Here is a 20,724-nt window from a genome sequence, read left to right as displayed (position 1 = left end):
GGCCGAGCCTCGCCGCCCCGGCCGCCGGCACCCTGACGGCGACACCCGAGGCCCGCCCGGCCGTCGACGCCGGCCGCGCCGCGCCGGGTCGCCGCGGCCCACCGCTCGCCTGACCGAGGGCCACTCCGCCCCGGCACCGACGGCCCGCCCTGGCCCGCGCCGTTCGCGCCTCCGGCCCGTAGCGGCCCCGACCGGTCCGCTGCCCGGCTCGGCCGTCGAGCCCGTACACCGGATGCCCGCCGTGGCCTTCGCGCCGCCGAGCGACCCACGTCCCGGAACGGGGTACGTAACGGCGGACGGCCCCCGCCACCCGACCGTCCCTCCGCCCACCAGCGGGTCAGATCGTCTACTTCCGACAAACCGACCACGAGGTGCAGATGATGCAGACCGTCCTCTCCGCCGTCCTGCCCGACGTGCCCCGCGCCGCCGTGATCTGGCTGAGCCTGCTCGCCGTCGTGGGCGTCGTCGTCGCCGCCCTGCTGCTCCGGCCGGGCCTGCTCGCGATCGGCGCCGCCACCCGGATCCGGCGCGCGGCCATGCCGGCCCCACTCGAACTCGCCGAGGAGGAGCGGGAGCGGACCCGCTACTCGCAGGAGGTGGCCGTCGCCGCGGAGCGCGCCACCACGACCGCGGAGCGGCGGCGGGCGGAGTGGCTCGCCGCCCAGGACGCGGTCGAGGCGGCCTGGCAGGCGTACGAGGCGGCCGAGGCGGACGTCCGACGGCTGGGCGCCGCCGCCGCCATGCCGCTGCCGCGCACCGCCCGCACGCCTGCCGAGTACGTCGACCGCGAGCGCTTCCTGCACCGCGCCGCGCTCGACGCGTACTGGCAGCGGGAACTCTCCGTCGAGCAGCTCAGCGACGTGTTCGCGCACCGCAACGGCTGGGATCCGCGACTGCACCCGGTGGAGCAGGAGCTGGTGCTGCGACGGGCGGTACGGGACAACCTCCTCGCCCGGCACCAGGCGGCGCGCGAGCAGGAGCAGATCGCGTGGCGGGAGGTCGAGCGGGCCGTCGCGGCCGCCCGCAGCCTGCGGGAGGAGGCGTTCGCGGCCACCGGGCGCCGGGCAGAGGACGCCGAGTCCGTGCTGCCGCTCAGCGAGGTCGCCCGGCCGGTGGAGCAGCAGACGCGGGAGAACCAGGTAGTGGCCCGGGGGCGGGCGGCCGTGCCGGCGTACTGACCGGGGCCCGGCGCCGACTGTCGCACTCGGACGGCGTGGACGTCGCCGGATTGGGTTAGCGTGACCGCATGTCGCGCGAAGCGTGGATCGTCGTCCTCGTCATCGCCGGTGTCGTGCTGCTCGCGACGCTGGTCGGCGCCGTGGTGCTGGCCGTCCGGGTGGTACGGACTCACCGGCTGCTGACCTCGCTCGGCGCCAGCGGCAAGGTGGCCCTCTACGGGGCGCTGCTCTACACGATCTTCCCGGTCGACCTGCTGCCCGACCCCATCTACCTGGACGACATGGGCATCCTCGCCGGCACCCTGATCTATCTCACCCGGCTGGTCCAGAAGCACCGGGAGGCCGCCCGCCGGCTGCCGGGCCAGCCGTACCTGCCCCCGGGTCCCGGGCAGGACCGCCGGCCCGTGCCATGATCGGTCGACGGTGGAGGACGGGGGACGGACATGCCGGGTGCACACCTGTTGGACGTACGTGACGATCGGGTGGCCGCCTTCTGCCGGGAGCGGCATCTCGCCACGCTCACCACGCTCCGCCCGGACGGTACCCCGCACGTGGTGCCCGTCGGGGTGACCCTGGACCCGGCCTCCGGCCTCGCCCGGGTGATCACCTCCGCCGCCTCCCGCAAGGCCCGGCACGTCGCCGCCGCGGGGGCTCTGGGCGCGCCGGTGGCGCTCTGCCACGTCGACGGCCGCCGGTGGCTCACCATCGAGGGGCGGGCGGTCGTACGGACGGATCCCCCGGCGGTGGCCGAGGCGGAGCGGCGGTACGCGGAGCGTTACCGCACCCCGCGCCCGAACCCGGAGCGGGTGGTTCTGGAAGTCACGGTCACCCGGATTCTGGGCAGTTTGTGACGTCTGTGGCTGTTTGACCGATCCCACCGGTCACCCGCCGCCCGAGCCGGTCCGCGGAACCCACGGCGGCGGACCACGCCCCGGATCGTTCCGGCGGACCGGGCCCCGGATTGTTCCGCCGGGCCTCGCGACATGCACCACGTCACCGCGCCTCCGCCCGCCGGAATCCCCCTGTCACCGCCGCCGTTGCACCTGGTCGCGACGCCCTCACCCCGGCATCGGCCACCGGAATGCCGGCCGGAGCAGGGCCGTTACATCCCCGGTGCCCCGGGGCCGTCCGACGACCCGGGGTCGCCCGCAGAAGAGCCGAGCGCCCTGTCCTGGTGCTTACGCCTCCACCGGAGGCGGCAACCCCCGATTGGAGCCCGACTTCATGAACCCGATCATCCAACGCAGTGGCCTCTCCGTCGCCGGCCTGCTGGTCGCCGGCGGGTGCGCGCTGGGCCCGGCGGTGGCTGCCCACGCCGCCCCGGTCCAGACCGGCCCGACGACGTCCGCGCAGGCCGACAAGGGTGGCCACGACCGACGGTCCGAGCGCCTGGTGAACGTGGACTACCAGGCCCAGCCGAACTTCTTCTACTGCGGACCGGCCGCGACGCGGATCGCGCTCTCCGCGCAGGGCAAGCAGATCTCGCAGGACGACGTCGCCGCGCTGCTCGGCACCACCGAGGCGGGCACCCCGTCCGCGCTGGACACCACCCGGGTGCTGAACCAGCTGACCGGCGGCAAGTACAAGACCGCGGAGATTCCGGACTCCGTGGCCAAGCCGGCCGAGGTGGAGCGTCTCCGTGACGACGTGACGAAGGCGCTGGACGACGGCCGTCCGGTGGTGGCCAACGTCAAGGGCACGGCTGTCGACGAGATCGGCAACCCGCACTCGTACGAGGGTGGGCACTACGTGACCCTCATCGGCTACCGCGACGGCGGGGAGAGCATCCGGATCGCCGACCCGGCCGATCCGGCCGACAACGAGTACTGGATGCCGCTCGCCAAGGTCGCGAACTGGATCGCGTCGCGCGGCTACTCCGCCTGACCCGAGCTTCACCGCGCCGGGCTGCTCCTACGGGGGCGCCCGGCGCTTCTCGTCGTCCGGGTGCGGTCCCTGCGGGGACGCAGCGACGCCTTACGGGCCAGCCGTACGGTCCTGGTGGAGAAGGTCCGCCGGGCGGCCCGTTGCAGCCGGCGATGCACCAACGGGCGGATCGCCCGCTGGCCCGCGCCCGCGGCCGTACGCACCAGCCGGTTCGCCTCGGCGGGCTCGTAGCCGGTGGCCCGCATCAGGTCGCTGGCGCTGGCGCGGAGGTCGGTGGTGAGCGTGTCGCCGAACGAGCGGACGCCCTGCGCCCACGCCCGACCCGCGAGGTCGGCGGTCTCCAGGATCAGCGCCCTGGTCCGCTCGGGCTTCTCCCCCTGCCGGCACTCCTCCCGCATCGTCCGCACGGCCTCGGAGAGCCGCGCGACGGCGGCGGGCAGCTCGTCCGGAATGGGTTCGTCGTACTGGATGGCCGTCGCGGAGCGTCTCGCCATGACCCGTACGTTGATCACCACTCGTTCGACGTGGGTGAGGCTGCGGGCGTACTTGTGGAACACCGCCCGGCGGTGCCAGCGTGCCGGTGCCAGGGTGACCACCTCCTCCGCCCCGCTGAGCGCCTCGTTCAACCGGCCGATGTCGCCCTCGAGGCCGCGCACCCGCTCCAGGGACCGGATCGACCGGTCCGCGTCGCGCTGGCGAAGGGCGGCGGCGATCTCGTCGAGCTGGTCCGCGACCGCCGCGAAGACGGGCGTCGCCGCCCGGTCCAGCACCCGTATCGGGTTGACGGGCAGCAGCAGCACGACGACCACCAGGCCGACGACGCCCCCGATCAGCGCGTCGAAGATCCGGGGCAGCTCCAGCCGGCCCTCCGCGGGCATCAGCGTGGAGATCAGGACGGCGGTACCACCCGCCTGGCCGACCAGCGCCCCACCCCGCCCCGCCACCAGCAGCGCGATCACGATCGCGAAACCCACCACCAGCCCGGTCTGCCAGGCGCCGGTGCCGAGGGAGTAGCGGAGCAGGTCGCCGACGACGATGCCGAGCCCCACCCCGGCCAGCAGCTCGAAGGTGCGGCGGGCGCGTTGACCGATCGCGCTGGCGATGGTGGCGACCGCCGCCGCCGGGGCGAAGACGTGCATGCCACGGCCGAAGAGCTCCTCCGCGATGAGGGAGGCGAGCGCGGCGGCGAGCCCGGCCTGCACCGCGATCACGAAAATGATCTCCAGCTGGCGCAGGCGTGCCTTGCCGGCCTCACCGCCGACGTGCCGGGCGCGGGCCAGGTGCCGGCCGCCCCGTTCAGCGGCCGCGCTCACGGGCGACCGTTCGGGCTCCTGCTCGGCGCGGTCGTCGGTCATGACGGTAGTTACCCCACCCGGGACGGGTGAATCGTCCGGCGCGGTGGCTTCGCGGCCGCACGCCGGGCGACGGGTCGCGCCGGACCGGACGTTCCCGGGCGACCGGTGCACGGCCACCCGGGAACCGGTGTTCCGGTCAACGCACCTGGTCACCCTCACCGGTACGCGCCTGCGCCCGGTCGACGGCCTTGTCGATCCGGTCGTCGTACTTGCCGCCGGTGCGCTTGTCGGCCATCTCACCACCCTTTTCCAGCCCCTGGTCGACCTGCTTGTCGTGCTTGTCGGCGAAGTCCTTGGCCTTGTCCATGAAGTCACCCATGGGTACCTCCCCGGTTCGGGCATCGAACCTGATGCCTTCCCCGCGGCGTCGACGGCAAACGGGGGTCAACGGGAGAGGTGGGTGGTGAACCATTCGGCGGCCGCCGCGGTGACCTGCTCAAGGGTGCCGGGCTCCTCGAAGAGGTGGGTGGCACCGGGCACGATGCGCAGCTCGACCGTGCCGGTCAGCAGGCCGCGTGCCTGCTCGTTCAGGGCGATCACCTCGTCGTCGAGGCCGCCGACGAGCAGCAGCGTCGGGGCGCGTACGTCGGAGAGCGCGGAGCTGGCCAGGTCCGGTCGGCCGCCCCGGGAGACCACCGCACTCACCTTCGCGGGCCGGGCCGCCGCGCTGACCAGCGCCGCCGCCGCGCCCGTACTCGCACCGAAGAGGCCGACCGGCAGGCCGCGTGTCGACTGCTCGGCGCCCAGCCAGTCGACGATCGCGGCCAGCCGCTCGGCGAGCAGTGGGATGTTGAAGCGCAGTTCGGCCGTCCGGGCGTCGACCGCGTCCTCGGCCGGTGTGAGCAGGTCGATCAGCACGGTGCCGAGCGCCTCGCCGTTGAGCACGCGGGCCACGGCCGTGTTGCGGGGACTGTGCCGGGAGCTGCCGCTTCCGTGGGCGAAGAGCACGACCCCGACCGGATCGCTCGGGAGGACGACGTCGGCCACGAGTCGCGCGTCGCCGACCGGAATCGTCACCTCGCTGCTCCGCACGTCCATGCCCCTGCCCTCCACCCGCCGGCCCCTGCAACCGGGCGGGGAACGTCTTACCCCGCCCGGTGCGGGGCAAGCGTGCCGCGGCGCGCGGTCTCGCGGACCACGGGCGGCGCCGCCCCGGCGGTCCGGCCCGGCGTTTGCCGACCGGCGCGCCGGGTAGCCGACCATCGACCGCAGACCGTGTCGGCGCAGCCGCGCCCCGACGGATCGCGAGGATCACCATGGCCCAGCAGCGGCAGACGTCCCGGCAGCAACAGGCGTCCCGGCGCAAGCAGAGGTCCGAGGAGGAGAGCCGGCTACGGTCGGCCGAGCGCAACAAGGACTGGGCGGACGACGCCGCCCACGCGCGTACGGCCGACGATCCCCGGACGATGGCACCGCGCGACGCCGGGGGCCGCCCCTCGACGGGTGAGCGTTTCTGACCTGTGCACGGCGGTCGGGGCGGGCGGTGTCCCGCCCCGACCGCGCGTTCACTGTTCGCGCTCCGGCAGTCGGAGCAGCGGTGACCGCCCGGGCGGGTGCTCCGGGGCAGGTCCGGTGGGATGCGCCGGGGGAACCGGCACGGTCACCGGTTCGTCGCAGGTGACCTGGATCGTCTCACCGTGGTGGCGAAGCTCGATCACGTCGTCCGGGTCGGCGTGGCGCAGCGCGTACGTGGTCTGGTGCGGCCGTACGTCCACCCGCAGCCGCCGGCCCCGCCAGAGGAGCGAGAACTCCAGGCGGCTCAGCCTGCTGGAGAGTCGGGGCGTGAAGGAGAGCGTGCCGTCGTGGTCGCGCAGCCCGCCGAACCCGGCCACCAGAGCGATCCAGGCGCCCGCGAGCGAGGCCATGTGCACGCCGTCGCGGGTGTTCTCGTTCAGGTCGTGCAGGTCCATCAGCGCGGCCTCGCGCAGGTAGCTGTGCGCCAGCTCCGGATGGCCGACCTCGGCGGCGAGCACCGCCTGCGTGCAGGCCGAGAGGGACGAGTCCCGCACCGTACGCCGTTCGTAGTAGAGGAAGTTGCGCAGCTTCTCCTCCGGGGTGAACGCATCCCCCCGCCAGTGCATGGCCAGCACCAGGTCCGACTGCTTGACGACCTGCTTGCGGTACAGGTCGAAGTACGGGTAGTGCAGCAGCAGCGGGTACTTCTCCGCCGGGGTGTGCGCGAAGTCCCACTCCTGGAGCCGGGTGAATCCCTCCACCTGCTGGTGCACGTCGACGTCGTCGTCGTACGGCAGGTGCATGTCGGTCGCCGCGTCCCGCCAGCCCGCCGCCTCCTCGTCGGTGACGCCGAGGCTCTGTGCCTCGTCGTGGTAACGGTTCACCGCCTCGGCGGCGGCGAGCAGGTTCCGCTGCGCCATCAGGTTGGTGTAGATGTTGTCGTTCTTGACCGCCGTGTACTCGTCCGGCCCGGTCACCCCGTCGATGTGGAACTTGCCGTGCCGGTCGTGGTGGCCGAGCGAACGCCACAGCCGGGCGGTCTCCACCAGCAGCTCCACGCCGATCTCACGCTCCAGCTGGTCGTCCCCGGTGACCAGCACGTAGCGGCGCAGCGCGTCGGCGATGTCGGCGGCGATGTGGAACGCGGCGGTCCCCGCCGGCCAGTAGCCGGAGGACTCGGGGCCCTCGATCGTCCGCCAGGGGAAGGCCGCGCCCTCCAGGTTCAACGTCTGGGCGCGTTCCCGGGCCGAGTCGAGGGTCGCGTGCCGCCAGTGCAGCGCGTCGCGGACCGCGCTCGGCTGGGTGTACGTGAGCACCGGCAGGACGAACATCTCGGTGTCCCAGAAGGCGTGCCCGTCGTACCCGGGGCCGGTGAGCCCCTTGGCCGAGATCGGGCGCCGCTCGGCCCGCGCACCGGCCTGGAGCACGTGGAACAGCCCGAAGCGCACCGCCTGCTGGACCTCCGGGTCGCCCTCGACGCGCACGTCCGCCGCGTCCCAGAACTCGTCGAGGTAGGTCCGCTGGTCGCGGCAGAGCCCGTCCCAGCCGTCCAGCCGAGCGGCGGCCAACGCCGCGCCGACCTGGTCGCGCAGCGCCGGCAACGACCGGCGGCTGGACCAGCCGTACGTCAGGTACTTGACCACCCGCAGCTTCTCGCCCGGCCGGAGCACGCAGCCGATAGTGGTGCGGACCCAGTCCTCGTACCCTTCGGACTCGATGGTCGTGCGGTCGGGCCCGTACACCTCGTGGTCCATCGCGGCGGCGACCCGGAGCCCGGAGACCTTGGTCCGGTGCAGGAGCAGCCCGCCGTCGTCGGTGGTCAGCTCCTCCTCGGCCTGCAACGGCGATTCGAGCACCGCCGCGACCCGGGGGTCGCGGCTCTGCGCGGGCAACGTCTCGTTCGCGACCAGCTCCGACTGGACGATCAACCGCAGCGGGGCGTCCATCGCCTCGACCTCGTAGTTGATCAAGGCCACCGACCGCTGGGTGAACGAGACCAGCCGGGTGCTGCGCACCTTGACCTCGCGGCCGGCCGGCGAGCGCCAGTGCAGCTCCCGGTGCAGGGTGCCGGCGCGCATGTCGAGGATCCGCTCGTGGGAGAGGAGCTCGCCGTAGCGGACGTCGAGGGGCTCGTCGTCGACCAGCAGCCGGATCAGCTTGCCGTTGGTCACGTTGACGATGGTCTGGCCGGACTCGGGGAAGCCGTATCCGGCCTCGGCGTACGGCAACGGGCGCAGCTCGTAGAAGGAGTTCAGGTACGTGCCGGGCAGGCCGTGCGGCTCCCCCTCGTCCAGGTTGCCGCGCAGGCCGATGTGCCCGTTGGAGAGCGCGAAGACCGACTCGGACTGGGCCAGCACGTCCATGTCCAGCCGGATCTCCCGGACGTGCCACGGGTCGACCGGATAGGCCCGTTCCCTGATCATGCGCCGTGCCCTTCGTCGAGCAGCTCGGACAGGTCGCGGACCACGACGTCGGCGCCGTGCGCCCGCAGCTCGTCCGCCTGGCCCACGCGGTCGACGCCCACCACGTACCCGAAGCCGCCGGCCCGGCCGGCGGCCACCCCGGCGAGCGCGTCCTCGAAGACGGCCGCCCGGGACGGGTCGACGCCGAGCATCCGCGCCCCGGCGAGGAAGGTGTCCGGCTCGGGTTTGCCGCGCAGGCCCTCGGCCCGGGCGACCAGTCCGTCCACCCGCGCCTCGATGAACGGCTCCAGGCCGGCGGCCGCGACCACCTCGCGGCCGTTGGCGCTCGCCGTGACCACGGCACGGCGCAGCCCGGCGGCGGCGGCCGCCCGCACGTACGTCACCGAGCCCGGGTAGACGTCGACGCCACGGGTACGCAGTTCGTGCAGGAGCAGGACGTTCTTGCGGTTGCCGAGCCCGTTCACCGTCGCCGCCTCGGGCGGATCGTCCGGCGTGCCCTCGGGCAGCACGATCTCTCGGGAGGCCAGGAACGTCCGCACGCCGTCCGCCCGGGGGCGCCCGTCGACGTAACGGTTGTAGTCCGGCCCGGGATCGAACGGTCGGTACGGCGCCCCGGTGGCGTCGGCCCGCTCGCGCAGGAACGCGTCGAAGGTCTCGGTCCAGGCCGCGTTGTGCACCCGGGCGGTCTGCGTCAGCACACCGTCAAGATCGAATAGGCAGGCGGTCACGTCAGCAGGCAGGCCCAGCACGCTCCGAATCTAACCACCGGAACCGGCCGGCAAACCCGTTTCGGTCGGTCGAGATCGCCGTTGGGGCGGTTCGCACCTGCCGGGTCACTGCGGGCGGAGCGTCCAGATCACCGTCATCTCCGACGTCGGCGTGCCGTCGTCGGTGCTGATCTCGACGTGGACCGGGAACTCGGGCCGCGTGCCGGAGTCCAGCTCGGCGACCACCTCGGCGGGCGGGCGACCCAGCCGGGCGGTGGCGCGTACCGGCCCGAGGGCCAACTTGCGGTAGGCGATGTCCGCGCGTACGGCCAGCGGCACCGCACGGTCGAGCAGCTGCCCGAAGGCGGCCAGCACGACCGCGCCGGAGGCGGTCTCGCCGAGGGTGAAGACGGCCCCGGCGTGCGGACCGCCGACGTGGTTGTGCGTCTCGGGCCGGTCGGGCAACCGGAGGACCGCGCGGACGCCGCCCTCGGCCTCGGGAGCGATCTCGACGAACTCGAAACCGAGCGTACGGGCGAACGGCACGGCCTCGATCATCCGGGCCGCCACCTGGCGTGAGTCGATGGACATGGCGGAACGCTACTCCTGGGTAACCCGATCTCGCCAGACCCGGAGCGGCGTCCGGCCGGAGGCCGCCGCGGGCGGGCGTCGGCCGGCTGCGCCGGGGCCGGTCAGCGGGCCTTGGTGGACCGCACGAACGCGGCCCACGCCCGCGGGCCGAAGGTGAGCACGGGCCCCTGCCGGTCCTTGCTGTCCCGGACGGCGACCACGCCCGGCAGATTGTCGGCCACCTCCACGCAGTCGCCGCCGTTGCCGCTGCTGCGGGTGCTCGTGCGCCAGGTCGCGCCGGTCAGGTCCATGTCTGCGCCGCCTCCGAGATCAGTTGCAGGGTGGCCCGGTGGGGCATCGCCTCGGCCCGCACGGACTCCCAGGTCTGCCGCAGCGAGTGTACGTCCGCGCTCCGCTCGACGATCGTGCCGTGCAACTGGTTGTCGAGGTACGCGACGTCGTCCCCCTCGGCCGGCGTGGCGAGCACGAACGCCCCGTTCAGGCCGGGGTAGGCGCCGGTGCTGCGCGGCACCAGGTGCAGATGGACCTTCGGCCGGGCGCCCACCTCCAGCAGGTGACGCAACTGCTCGCGCATCACCTTCGACCCGCCGACCGGGCGCTCCAGCACCGTGTGGTCGAGCACCACGACGAGTTGCGGCGGGGCCGGGCGGGTGAGCACCGTCTGCCGGGCCAGCCGGGCGGCGACCTGCTGCTCCACCTCGTCGCCGACGAACTGGCCGGCCCCCTCGTAGAGGCTGCGCGCGTACGCCTCGGTCTGCAGGAGACCGGGCACGACCAGCGGCTGGAAGCTGCGCAGCGCCGTCGCCTCCTGCTCGATCGTCACCCACTCGCGGAACCACGGCATCAGGCTCTCGCGGACCAGCGTCTCCCGGATCCGTGCCAGCAGCCCGCCGCCGGCGAGCACCTCGTCGCACCGCTGGGCGAACTCCTCCCGGGGCGGGCGGCGGCACTGCTCGACTGCTGCCACGAGTGAGGCGGAGTAGTTGACGCGCTCGCCGAGCGCCTCCTGGGAGAGCCCGGCGGCCACCCGAAGGCGGCGCAGCTCCCCGGCGAACAACTCCAGCATGGGCATCCGGCTCATCTACACACCTCTGCACGCGGGTGACGGCGAACTGCACGGCTGTGCCGGTAGGGCGCGATCCACTTCCGACGGTAGTGCCGCCATCACCAGACTGTCCCGCAGCGGCCCGCCCCTGTCCAGGGGGATCGGGCCCTCCCGGGGCCGTCCCGCCTCCCCCGTGCCGGGGCGGCCCCGTCCCACCGTGATCCGCGGGGCAGCCGCGGCGATAGGAGGCAGACGTGACAGGTCACCGGCTACCGCAGCCGCAGGAGGGACCGGCCGCCGATCGGCCCCGGCCATACCCGCCGTACGCGAAGCCACACATCCCGCTGCGCCCGATGTGGTGCTGCGGCGCGTGCGGCCGGCCCTGGCCGTGCGCCGACGCGCGACTGCTGCTCAAGGCGGAGTACGCGGACGACCAGGTCGCTCTCTCGATCTACCTCTGTGGGCTGCTCCACGAGGCGGCCCGGGACCTTTACCGGCTCAACCCCGCCGACGGCCCGAGCCCCGGCGACCTCTTCACCCGCTTCGTCGCCTGGGGCCCGTACCGGCGGCCGATCGTGGACCTCCCCCGGTGAACGCCCCGCCGTCACCCGGCCACGGCTGCGGGCAGCTCGGGGCTGCTTCACAAGGCTCGCCCGGGCGAGCCGAGGCCCTGGCGGCGGTCCGGCAAGGCGGAGGTTGGTGCGGATACCCGTGTTGTATCCGGACGAACCTCCAACGCGGCTGGTCGTCGCCAGGGGCCGGCACAGCCGGGCATGGTCTTATGAAACAGCCCCTAGCGCCAGCCGACGTCGATCCGGTCGCCCCGCTCGTCGAAGAAGTGCAGCGCGTCCATGCGTACCCGTACCGAGAGCGAGTGACCGGCCGCGGCCGCCGGGTACGGGGCGAGGCGCACCGCCAGGTCGGCCGCGCGCCGGGCGTGCCGGCCGGGGTCGGGCAGCACACTCGACGGGGCGCGACCGCCGGCCGGCTCCGGCGTCTCGGCCGGCCGGCCGGCGAGCCGCTGCACCACCTGGCCGAAGCGACGCCGCCCGCGCTGGCCCGGGTCTGCGGGGGCGCCCCGGCTGCCCATCTCGTCCACCACGATCGCGGTCGCCCCGACGTCGAGGTAGGCCAGCGACTCGTGCCCGTGGTGCTCCAGGTAGCGGATCCGGCCGTGCAGCACGTCGCCCGGGTCGTCCGGCCCGACCGGGGTGAGCGCCTCGGCCCGCATCCCGACCACGATCCGCTCACCGTGGTAGTGCGCCACCGCGCGGCTGCGGATGTCGTCCCACGGCAGGTAGAGCGCCTGCTCGCCGAGGGTGAGGGTGACGTAGCGGTCGAGGTGGACGTAGACCGACGCCTCCAGCAGGTTCATCCGCGGGCTGCCCAGGAACGCCGCCACGTAGAGCGTGGCGGGCCGGCCGTAGACCTGGGTGGGCGTGCCGACGTCCTGGAGCACACCGCGGCGCATGATGGCGACCCGGTCGGCCATCGTGAGCGCCTCGGCCTGGTCGTGCGTGACGTAGACGGTGGTCACGCCCAGCTCGCGGGTGAGGCCGGAGATCTCGGCGCGCAGTTCGGCGCGCAGCCCGCTGTCCAGGTTGGACAGCGGCTCGTCCATGAGGAACAACCTGGGCCGGCGGACGATCGCGCGACCCATCGCGACCCGCTGCCGCTGCCCGCCGGAGAGCTGGCTGGGCCGGCGCGCGAGCACGTCGCCGATGCCGAGCGCGCCCGCCACGTCGGCGACCCGCTCACCGCGGGCGCCCGGCTCCATCCCGCCGAGCCGCAGCGGGAAGGAGATGTTGTCGCCGACAGTCATGTGTGGGTAGAGCGCGAAGTCCTGGAAGACCATGGCGACGCCCCGCTCGCGCGGCGACAGGTCGTTGGCCAGCTCGCCACCGAGCATGACCGCGCCGCGGGTCGGGTCCTCCAGGCCGGCGATCATCCGCAGCACCGTCGACTTCCCGCACCCGGACGGGCCGAGCAGCACCATGAACTCGCCGTCGCTGACGTCGAGATTGACGCTGTCGACGGCGACGGTGCCGTCCCGGAAGACCTTTGTGACATCCTTCAGCGCGACGGTGGTCACCGCCACCTCCCCCCGAGTCGTCCGATGGAACCCGAATGACTGTGACGAAGATCATGCCGTGAGCACATCGGGTGAACGTGCCAAGTTCGCTCCGTGACGGCACGGTGACGGCCCATCGAGGCCGGGCGATGCGACGCGAGTCCGCCGGGACGGACGGTCAGCAGCGGTGCCGGGACTCGGCCGGCTCGCCGAGGAAGACCTGCCGGACCACCCGTTCGGCCGCCTGCCCGTCGTCCAGTGTGCAGAACCGCGCGCGGAACCGCCGGCGAGCCGCGGTCGCCGCGTCCGCCGAGACCACACCGGTGCGGAAGACCTGGAGCAGGTCGTGGAAGGTCATCGCCACCGCGCCCGGCGGCTCGGCCGTGACGTCGAAGTAGACCCCCCGGGCCAGCCGGTACGCCTCCCAGTCGGGCGCGTAGATGACGATGGGCCGGTCCAGGACGGCGTAGTCGAACATCGCCGAGGAGTAGTCGGTGATCAGCACGTCGGCGACCAGGTAGAGCTCCTCCACCCGCTGGTACGCGCTCACGTCGATCACCTGGTCCCGCTGCACCGCCCGGCGCGGTCGCCGGTCCCGGTCGTGGAAGTAGTGGCTGCGCATCAGGAGCCGCACGGACGGGCCGAGCGCGTCGACGAAGTGGTCCGGATCGAACGGCGGCCGGTAGTTGGGCAGGTGCTCCCGGTGCGTCGGCGCGTAGAGCACCACCTGCTCGGCGAGCCCGATGCCGAGTTCGGCCCGCAGCCGGCGGACGTCCTCCGGGGTGGCCGTCACCAACAGGTCGTTGCGCGGGTAGCCGACCTCCAGCGTGGTGTACCTCGCCGGGTAGGCGCGGTCCCACATCTGGGTGGAGAAACTGTTCGAGGTGATGCTGTAGTCCCAGCGGTCCACCCGGCGCAGCAGGCCGGCGAAGTCCATCCGGCCCGCGCCGATCGGGTACCGCTGCTGGTCGAGCCCCATCACCTTGACCGGTGTGCCGTGATGGGTCTGCACGTGCACCGAGCCGGGCCGCTTGCGGACGAAGTCCGGGAAGTTGACGTTGTTCACCAGCCAGCGGGCCCGGGCCAGCGTCCGGTAGTAGGCCCGGCTGCCCGCCACCACGAACTCGACGCCCGGTGGAAGCGTGCGTACCCGGTCCCGCCGGACGACCCAGACTCCGCGCACCCCCGGCGCGAGCCGCCGGGCCGCCTCGTAGATCGCCGCCGGGTTGCAGGCGTACCCGCGGTACCAGTAGGCGGCGTAGACGGCGAGCGTCGGGTCGAGCGGCCGGCGCAGCTCCGCCCGGTAGTACTCGCGCAGCAGCACGTCGCGGGCGCGTCTCGCGCTGCGCCGGGCCACCGGCGCGACCCGCCGTCGGGCGGTACGGGCGGACCGGCGGGCCGCGTCCCGGGCCCGGTTGGCGGTACGCAGGGCGCTGAACGTACGCCAGCGGCCGGTGGCGACCAGCCGATGCTTCAGCCCCTCCACCCCGTGCGGGGCCGGGTAGCCCTCGGGCGGCAGCCAGCGGGCGTAGTCGGCGGTGATCTGCGCGAAGAACGCCGGGCGCAGCTCGGGCGCGATCCGCTGCCCGTTGCCGAGGACTGTCAGGTAGTGCCAGATCATCCGCTCGAAGACCGCCGGCCGCAGCCCGTCCACCGCCGGCCCCCACCGGTCCATGAGCCGGAACACCCGGTGCCACTGCGGGAAGACCTCGAAGTGCCGTTCCCCCCGGGTGCGGGTGATCGCCCCGGCGCGGCGCTGCCGGTAGTTGACGCAGACCCGGTCCAGCACGCCGATCCGGTCGGCGGCCATCAGCGCCGGATAGCTGAACGACACGTCCTCGTACCAGCCGGGCGCGAAGCGCAGCCCGAGGTCGAGCAGGAAACGCCGGCGGACCAGCCGGTTCCAGGCGGTGTGCAGCAGCCGCATCGTCTCCGGCCGGTCGCGCAGCCGGAACGTCCCCGCGCCGGGCGGGTCGGGGAAGACCTCGTGCATGGCGCTGCGGGTGGCGCTGTCGTTCCAGTGGGTGCGTACGTGGTCGACGACCAGCACGTCCGGCCGGGTCTCGTGCAGCCGCTCGACGACCGCCGGCAGGCACTCCGGGGTCAGCCAGTCGTCCCCGTCCACGAACCAGACGTACTCGCCCCCGGCCCGGTCCAGCCCGATGTTGCGGGCCGGACCGAGCCCGACGTTCTCGGTCAACCGGACGGCGTGCACCCGCGGGTCACGCGCCGCGTACTCGTCGATGATCTCGCCGCTGTCGTCCGGCGAGCAGTCGTCGACAGCGATGACCTCCAGGTCGGTGAAGGGTTGGTCGAGAATCGAGTCCAGGCACTCACGCAGGTAGCCCTGCACTCGGTAGGCCGGCACGACGAAGCTGATCAGAGTCATCCCGGCCGTCCCTCCGTCAGCCCGGCACGCCGTCCCCCATCCGCACCGGCACCGCCGACGCCCGTGCGGCGCGGGCCGGCAGAACGACCCAGGCCAGGACGACGCTCGCCACGAAAACCACGAGAAGGTACGTACCGAGTGTAGCCATCCCGATACCGCCGAACCCGACAATTGCCGCCAGGGTCAGCAGCACCGAGCGCCCGTCCCAGCCGAACGTGGCCGTGTGCAGCGGCGGCGCGGCCTGCCGCTTCTCCAGCCGGGCGGTGAGGTCGTAATGGTGCACCGTGAGCACGAAGAGGTAAGCGAAGATCAGCCAGGGCGGCACGTCACCGAGCACCCCCACGGCGATCGCGAAGAGGAACTCGGCGGCACGCAGCGCGGCCGGCACCAGCCAGTCCAGCGGCCCGTCGTGGGCGGCCCGGGCCCCCAGGCCGGCGGTGAGCAGCACCAGCAGGGCGATCGGCAGCAGCCGGCGCAGGTCGTCCGCCCCGCGGTCGGGGCGGCCGAGCAGCAGCGCCGCCGCCAGCAGCGCCGCCGGACCGAGCGCCGCGAGGAGCGCGTACCCGAGCGGCCCCGGCGTACGCGACGCCGGCAGCCACCGCACCAGCGGCCCGTCGTCGCGGTGCAGGGTGGCGTCGACGGTGGCGAGCACGCCAACCCGCATCCAGCGCGCCCGCAGCGTACGCAGCGCACCCGTGTAGACGAACGCCAGCACGCCCCAGACCAGCACCGCGATCAGGCTGACCAGCGGGTTGAACAGCGCCACGGTCAGCGCGATCAGCGCCCACCGCTCCCCGATCGGGAAGACCACGGTGCGCTTCAGCCAGTACGACAGCGAACCCGTGTCCGCCTGCACCCGGGTCGAGGCGGCGTTCAGCCGGTCGCCGATGCCACCGGCGGTGGCAGCCTGGCGGGGCCGCCGCGCCGCCTCGTCGTGCAGGACGCCGTACCACGTGTCGGTCATGTGCCGGACGGTCTGCAACGTCATGGCGGCGATCGCCAGCGCCCAGCCGTAGCGGTGACCCGCCTGCGTCGCGCCGATGCCCAGGCCGGCGTAGACCACGTACTCCTTGGCCCGGTCGGCCATGGTGTCGAGCCAGCCGCCCCAGGCGCTGAAGTTCCGGGTGTAGCGGGCCAACTGCCCGTCCACGCAGTCGAGCACGAACCCGAGGTAGAGCAGGATCGCCCCGGCGACCAGCGCCGGCCGGCCGCCGACCGCGAAGAGCACCGCGGCGGCCACCGCGAACGCCACCGAGATCACCGTGACGATGGTCGGGGTGAGCCGCAGCCGGGCCGAGGCCCGCACCACAACCGTCGACCAGGTGCTCACGAAGAAGGTGGTGAAGAAGTCGTCCCGCTCCTTCACCGACAGGCGCAGCTCGGCGCGCTTCTCGTCGACGGCGGCCACCGCCGCCTCGGCGGCGGCCAGCTCGGCCGCGTCGCCCACCCGGTGCGCGACGAGCAGCCGTACCCGATGGGCGAAGGCGAGGGTGCCCCGCGCGGCGAGCCCGGCGAAGAGCCGGTCCACCGCGGTCCCCTCTCCCGGTGTCGCCGCGGCGGCCCGGGCGGCGGCGGCGAGCGCGGGCAGATCCTGCGCGGCGACCTTCAACGCGCCACCGAAGACCCCCGTGGCGTCGGGCAACACCCCTGCCGGGCCGGTCTCGACCACCTGCCCCCGCTCCTCGCGGACCGCCGTCCGCCCGGCGGCCGGCGGGTCGCCGAGCACCAGCGCCACGGTCGGACCGACCGGGCTGGTGAGCAGGTGCCGGAGGACAGCCGTGTGCGCCACCAGGTCGGTGCCGGTCACCAGCACCGGACCGGCGGCGGCCTCGACGAGGGCGGCCAGCTCACCGAGGTCGGCGGCGAACCGGATCTCGTCCGCGCCGGCCCGACCGCACTGCGCGGCGAGCCGATCGGCGAGCGTCTCGCCGGTGCGCGTGGGCAGGCCCGCCGGGGCCCCGCCGGCGAGCACGATCGCGACGGTCACCGGGGAACCGCGCCGTGGTAGGCCTCGAGCGCCTCGGCGACCGTGCCGTCGAGGATCAACCGCCCGCCGTCGAGGTAGAGCCCCCGACGGCAGAAGCGGGTCAGGTCCTTTTCGTTGTGTGACACCAGCACCAGAGTGCGCCCCTCCCCGAGCAGACGATCAATCGTCGCATAACACTTTTCCCGGAACTCGGCGTCTCCGACCGCTGTCACCTCGTCCATCAGCAGGATCGGGTGCGGCAGGTGCGAGATGATCGCGAAGCCGAGCCGTACCTTCATCCCGGACGAGTAGTGCCGCACCGACGTGTCGATCGCCCGCTCCACCTGCTCGCCGGCGAACGAGACGATGTCGTCGAAGTTCCGCTTCAGGTAGCCGGACGAGAGCCCGTGCAGGCCACCCACCAGGTAGAGGTTCTCCCGCCCGGTCAGGTCGTTGGAGAAGCCGGCGGAGAGTTCGAGCAGCGGTGCGACATCGCCGCGGACCCGGATGTCGCCCTCGTCGGGGATCAGCACCCCGGCGATCAACCGCAGCAGAGTGCTCTTGCCGGTGCCGTTGCGCCCGATCACGCCGACCGTGTCGCCGGACCGCACGGTGAACGAGACGTCCCGCAGCGGCCAGAACTGGCCCGACGGCGCGCCCCGCCCGCCCCGGTGAATGAACAGGTCACGCAGCCGCAGCTGCCGACGCCGGTTGCGGACGAACCGGATGCCGAGACCGCTCGCCTCGATGATCACGTCGCCCATGTCAGAGTTCCTTGAGCACGGCGGGTTCGAGACGACGGAACGACCACCACCCGGCCGCCAGCACCAGCAGGCTGCCGGCGACTGTGGTGCCGAGCAGGCGGGCGTCCGGGAACTCGTCCGCGTACCAGATCGAGTGGTGCAGCTGGAAGATGCCGACCAGCGGATTGAGCTCGTATCCGAGCTTGATCCAGCCGGGGAGATCGGAATCCCGGACCAGGCTCAGCGGATAGATGATCGGCGTCGCGTAGAAGAGCACCCGGATGATCAGCCGCATGAACCGCTCCACGTCCCGCATCAGCACGTTGAACGCGGAGAGCAGCAGCGCCAGCCCGACCAGCAGGGTGCCCTGGACGAGCACGGCGAGCGGCAGCGCGAGCAGGGACCACCCGAGGTCGACCCGCCCGTGCACCGCGTACGCCACCGCGACCGCGACGAGGACCGGCAGGCCGGCCAGGTACTCGGCGAACCGGCCGGTCACCCGCCCGATGGGGAAGACCTGCCGCGGCACGTTCATCGTGGTGATCAGCCGGGCCTGGCCGGTGAGCGCGTTGGTCGCCTCGCTCAACGCCGAACTGGTCCACATCCAGGCGAAGATCCCGGTGATGAGGAAGAGCGGGTACGACTCCGCCGCCTCACCGAGGTGCCGACCGGTGTCCCGGGAGTAGAGCACCCCGAAGACGAACCAGTAGATCGCCCCCATGCCGAGCGGCTCGATGAGCGACCAGACGTAACCCAGCAACGACTGCTGGTACTTGACCGCGAGATCGCGTTTGACCAGGATGCGCAGAGAGTTGCGGTGCGACCACAACGCCGCGACCCCAGAGGTCACCGCTGCCTCCCGCCTGAGTAAACGGACGACAGGTTAGCAGTCGGTGAATAGTCGCCCTGCCGGCACGCTCAACACTCGATCACGTTGACGGCGAGGCCGCCGCGTGCCGTCTCCTTGTACTTGACCTTCATGTCGGCGCCGGTCTCCCGCATGGTCTTGATGACCTTGTCCAGCGAGACGGCGTGCACGCCGTCCCCGCGCAGCGCGAGACGGGCGGCAGTGATCGCCTTGATGCTAGCCACGGCGTTGCGCTCGATGCAGGGGATCTGCACGAGGCCGCCCACCGGGTCGCAGGTCAGCCCCAGGTTGTGCTCCATGCCGATCTCGGCGGCATTCTCCACCTGCTCCGGGGTGCCGCCCAGCGCCTCGGCGAGCCCGGCGGCCGCCATCGAGCAGGCCGACCCGACCTCACCCTGGCAGCCGACCTCCGCCCCGGAGATCGAGGCGTTCTCCTTGAACAGCACGCCGATCGCGCCGGCCGCCAGCAGGAACCGGACCACCCCGTCCTCGGACGCCTCGGGCACGAACCGCGTGTAGTAGTGCAGCACCGCGGGGATGATCCCGGCCGCGCCGTTGGTCGGGGCGGTGACCACCCGGCCGCCGGCCGCGTTCTCCTCGTTGACCGCCAGCGCGAAGAGGGTCACCCAGTCCATCGCCCGCAGCGGGTCGTCGGTTCCGGCCTCGGTCTCCAGCCCCCGGCGCAGCTCGGCGGCCCGGCGGCGGACCTTCAGCCCGCCGGGCAGCACGCCGTCACGCTCGCAGCCCCGCTCCACGCACTCGCGCATCACCCGCCAGATCTCCAGCAGGCCGGCGCGCACCTCGGCCTCGCTGCGCCAGGAGAGCTCGTTGGCGAGCATCACCTCGCTGATCGACAGCCCGGTGGCGGTGGTGACCTTCAGCAGCTCCGCGCCGGTGAGGAAGGGGTACGGGACGGCTGTGGTGTCGGGCACGATCCGGTCGGCGCCCGCCGCCGCCTCGTCGACCACGAATCCGCCGCCGACGGAGTAGTAGGTGCGGGCCCGCAGCTCCGCGCCGCGCTCGTCGTACGCCGTGAAGGTCATCCCGTTCGGGTGGTACGGCAGCGAACGGCGGCGGTGCAGCACCAGATCACGGTCGGCGTCGAAGTCGATCTCGTGCGCGTCGAGGAGGCTGATCCGCAGCTCCTCGCGGATCCGGGCCACCCGGGACGCCACGCTGTCGGTGTCGACCGTCTCCGGCGCCTCACCGGTGAGCCCGAGCAGCACCGCCCGGTCGCTGCCGTGGCCGTGGCCGGTCGCGCCGAGCGAGCCGAACAGCTCCACGTGCACCCGGGTGGTGACGGCGAGCAGCCCGTCGGCCTTGAGACCGGTGACGAACGTACGGGCGGCCCGCATCGGCCCGACCGTGTGCGAGCTGGATGGCCCGATTCCGACGCTGAAGAGGTCAAAGACGCTGATCATGGCTGCACTTTCCTCGCCGTCAGGCCCGTCGTGCGGGTACGGCCCCTCGTGGTCGCCCGGGTCGGGCGGCCGGTGCGGAAGCCCAGGGGTGTGGGTGTCCAACCCGCGAGCCTACCCGGCAGATCCGCACCCCACCCGGCAGTCCGTGCACCTCGCCGCATCGCAGGGTCACGGCCACACCACCAACGGTCACCTACCCTGAACCGCTCCGCCAGGGGCCCGGACAGGGTGGGGCGCGAACCGCGCCGAATCGGACATCCGGCCGCGGCGAGTCGACCGAGGCGGACGCGGGTAACCACCTACGGGTAGGGGCTCCACCGATCGTCCTGCGGACTGAGGGCGGGGCGGCGGAAGGTTCCTACCGTGGGTTTCAGACGCGGCACTCAGCGCCGCAGAGTGGGAGTACGACGATGAGTCGCAAACTGGTCCGGCCCCGCCAGGGGCGCATGCTCGCCGGTGTCTGCGCCGGCCTGGCCCAGCGGTTCGGCATGTCGGCCGGCATGGTCCGGCTGCTGTTCCTGCTGTCGTTGCTGCTGCCCGGCACGCAGGTGATCGTCTACCTGGTGCTCTGGGTCCTGATGCCCAACGAGGACCGCTACCTCGCCACCACCCGCTGACCCCCTTCGCC

The 20,724-nt window shown here is 73.0% G+C and carries 21 protein-coding genes; 7 read left to right on the top strand and 14 right to left on the bottom strand.

The features are described 5' to 3' along the window. Window positions 1-377: 377 nt before the first annotated feature. The 4 genes from E1211_RS19430 (at window position 378) to E1211_RS19415 (ending at window position 3,062) form a co-directional block, all read left to right on the top strand. Window positions 378-1,178 (top strand): hypothetical protein, encoded by an 801-nt coding sequence (locus E1211_RS19430; RefSeq protein WP_243709599.1) that lies wholly within the window; start codon window positions 378-380, stop codon window positions 1,176-1,178. A gap of 68 nt (window positions 1,179-1,246) precedes the next feature. Beyond that, complete coding sequence (locus tag E1211_RS19425; RefSeq protein ID WP_132350428.1) at window positions 1,247-1,591, top strand: YkvA family protein; 345 nt, start codon at window positions 1,247-1,249, stop codon at window positions 1,589-1,591. A 30-nt stretch (window positions 1,592-1,621) separates the two neighbouring features. Beyond that, on the top strand, window positions 1,622-2,029 hold the full coding sequence (locus E1211_RS19420) for a pyridoxamine 5'-phosphate oxidase family protein (RefSeq protein WP_132350427.1): 408 nt from the start codon (window positions 1,622-1,624) through the stop codon (window positions 2,027-2,029). A gap of 373 nt (window positions 2,030-2,402) precedes the next feature. Continuing rightward, entirely contained in the window at window positions 2,403-3,062 is a 660-nt protein-coding gene (locus E1211_RS19415) for a C39 family peptidase (protein WP_132350426.1), read from the top strand. Between the two features lie 8 nt (window positions 3,063-3,070). Here E1211_RS19415 and E1211_RS19410 read toward each other — a convergent pair whose 3' ends face one another. The 3 genes from E1211_RS19410 to E1211_RS19400 form a co-directional block, all read right to left on the bottom strand. Next, the gene (locus E1211_RS19410) at window positions 3,071-4,417 is read right to left on the bottom strand and encodes an aromatic acid exporter family protein (RefSeq protein ID WP_132350425.1); all 1,347 of its coding nucleotides are present in this window, start codon (window positions 4,415-4,417) and stop codon (window positions 3,071-3,073) included. A 136-nt stretch (window positions 4,418-4,553) separates the two neighbouring features. Next, on the bottom strand, window positions 4,554-4,736 hold the full coding sequence (locus E1211_RS19405) for an antitoxin (protein ID WP_132350424.1): 183 nt from the start codon (window positions 4,734-4,736) through the stop codon (window positions 4,554-4,556). Window positions 4,737-4,801: 65 nt separating this feature from the next. After that, window positions 4,802-5,455: a dienelactone hydrolase family protein gene (locus tag E1211_RS19400; RefSeq protein ID WP_132350423.1), complete on the bottom strand. Its 654-nt coding sequence runs from the start codon at window positions 5,453-5,455 to the stop codon at window positions 4,802-4,804. A gap of 218 nt (window positions 5,456-5,673) precedes the next feature. Here E1211_RS19400 and E1211_RS19395 point away from each other — a divergent pair, with 218 nt between their 5' ends. Beyond that, window positions 5,674-5,874 (top strand): hypothetical protein, encoded by a 201-nt coding sequence (locus tag E1211_RS19395; RefSeq protein ID WP_132350422.1) that lies wholly within the window; start codon window positions 5,674-5,676, stop codon window positions 5,872-5,874. Between the two features lie 48 nt (window positions 5,875-5,922). Here the strand turns inward: E1211_RS19395 and E1211_RS19390 are convergent, their stop codons facing one another. The 5 genes from E1211_RS19390 to E1211_RS19370 form a co-directional block, all read right to left on the bottom strand. After that, a complete protein-coding gene (locus E1211_RS19390) occupies window positions 5,923-8,295 on the bottom strand; it encodes a glycoside hydrolase family 65 protein (RefSeq protein WP_132350421.1) in 2,373 nt (790 codons plus the stop codon). Beyond that, the gene (locus tag E1211_RS19385) at window positions 8,292-9,044 is read right to left on the bottom strand and encodes an HAD-IA family hydrolase (RefSeq protein ID WP_132350420.1); all 753 of its coding nucleotides are present in this window, start codon (window positions 9,042-9,044) and stop codon (window positions 8,292-8,294) included. The genes E1211_RS19390 and E1211_RS19385 overlap by 4 nt, the downstream gene beginning before the upstream one ends. A gap of 84 nt (window positions 9,045-9,128) precedes the next feature. Continuing rightward, the gene (locus E1211_RS19380; protein ID WP_132350419.1) at window positions 9,129-9,593 is read right to left on the bottom strand and encodes a DUF4442 domain-containing protein; all 465 of its coding nucleotides are present in this window, start codon (window positions 9,591-9,593) and stop codon (window positions 9,129-9,131) included. A 101-nt stretch (window positions 9,594-9,694) separates the two neighbouring features. Further along, on the bottom strand, window positions 9,695-9,883 hold the full coding sequence (locus tag E1211_RS19375) for a DUF397 domain-containing protein (protein ID WP_132350418.1): 189 nt from the start codon (window positions 9,881-9,883) through the stop codon (window positions 9,695-9,697). Further along, entirely contained in the window at window positions 9,874-10,674 is an 801-nt protein-coding gene (locus E1211_RS19370; RefSeq protein ID WP_132350417.1) for a helix-turn-helix transcriptional regulator, read from the bottom strand. The genes E1211_RS19375 and E1211_RS19370 overlap by 10 nt, the downstream gene beginning before the upstream one ends. A gap of 218 nt (window positions 10,675-10,892) precedes the next feature. On the opposite strand from E1211_RS19370, the gene E1211_RS19365 reads away from it, so the two are divergent. Then, a complete protein-coding gene (locus E1211_RS19365) occupies window positions 10,893-11,231 on the top strand; it encodes a hypothetical protein (protein WP_132350416.1) in 339 nt (112 codons plus the stop codon). A 200-nt stretch (window positions 11,232-11,431) separates the two neighbouring features. Here the strand turns inward: E1211_RS19365 and E1211_RS19360 are convergent, their stop codons facing one another. The 6 genes from E1211_RS19360 to E1211_RS19335 all read right to left on the bottom strand — a co-directional run bounded on the left by E1211_RS19360 (window position 11,432) and on the right by E1211_RS19335 (window position 20,096). Then, window positions 11,432-12,730 carry an ABC transporter ATP-binding protein gene (locus E1211_RS19360; protein WP_132350415.1) on the bottom strand — a complete coding sequence of 433 codons (1,299 nt, stop codon included), beginning with the start codon at window positions 12,728-12,730 and terminating at the stop codon, window positions 11,432-11,434. A gap of 157 nt (window positions 12,731-12,887) precedes the next feature. Beyond that, window positions 12,888-15,098 (bottom strand): bifunctional glycosyltransferase family 2 protein/CDP-glycerol:glycerophosphate glycerophosphotransferase, encoded by a 2,211-nt coding sequence (locus E1211_RS19355; protein ID WP_132350414.1) that lies wholly within the window; start codon window positions 15,096-15,098, stop codon window positions 12,888-12,890. A gap of 16 nt (window positions 15,099-15,114) precedes the next feature. After that, window positions 15,115-17,085 carry a DUF5941 domain-containing protein gene (locus tag E1211_RS19350; RefSeq protein WP_132350413.1) on the bottom strand — a complete coding sequence of 657 codons (1,971 nt, stop codon included), beginning with the start codon at window positions 17,083-17,085 and terminating at the stop codon, window positions 15,115-15,117. Beyond that, window positions 17,082-17,828, bottom strand: coding sequence for an ABC transporter ATP-binding protein (locus E1211_RS19345; protein ID WP_132350412.1), 747 nt, complete (start codon window positions 17,826-17,828; stop codon window positions 17,082-17,084). Before E1211_RS19345 ends, E1211_RS19350 begins: the two co-directional genes overlap by 4 nt. A gap of 1 nt (window position 17,829) precedes the next feature. Then, complete coding sequence (locus E1211_RS19340) at window positions 17,830-18,657, bottom strand: ABC transporter permease (protein ID WP_132350411.1); 828 nt, start codon at window positions 18,655-18,657, stop codon at window positions 17,830-17,832. Between the two features lie 68 nt (window positions 18,658-18,725). Next, window positions 18,726-20,096, bottom strand: coding sequence for an L-serine ammonia-lyase (locus E1211_RS19335; protein WP_132350410.1), 1,371 nt, complete (start codon window positions 20,094-20,096; stop codon window positions 18,726-18,728). Between the two features lie 410 nt (window positions 20,097-20,506). Here E1211_RS19335 and E1211_RS19330 point away from each other — a divergent pair, with 410 nt between their 5' ends. Beyond that, entirely contained in the window at window positions 20,507-20,713 is a 207-nt protein-coding gene (locus tag E1211_RS19330; protein WP_132350409.1) for a PspC domain-containing protein, read from the top strand. Window positions 20,714-20,724: the final 11 nt, after the last annotated feature.

The organism is Micromonospora sp. 15K316 (assembly GCF_004348525.1).
Classification (GTDB): Bacteria; Actinomycetota; Actinomycetes; order Mycobacteriales; family Micromonosporaceae; genus Micromonospora.
This window is presented reverse-complemented; position numbering and strand designations above follow the sequence as displayed.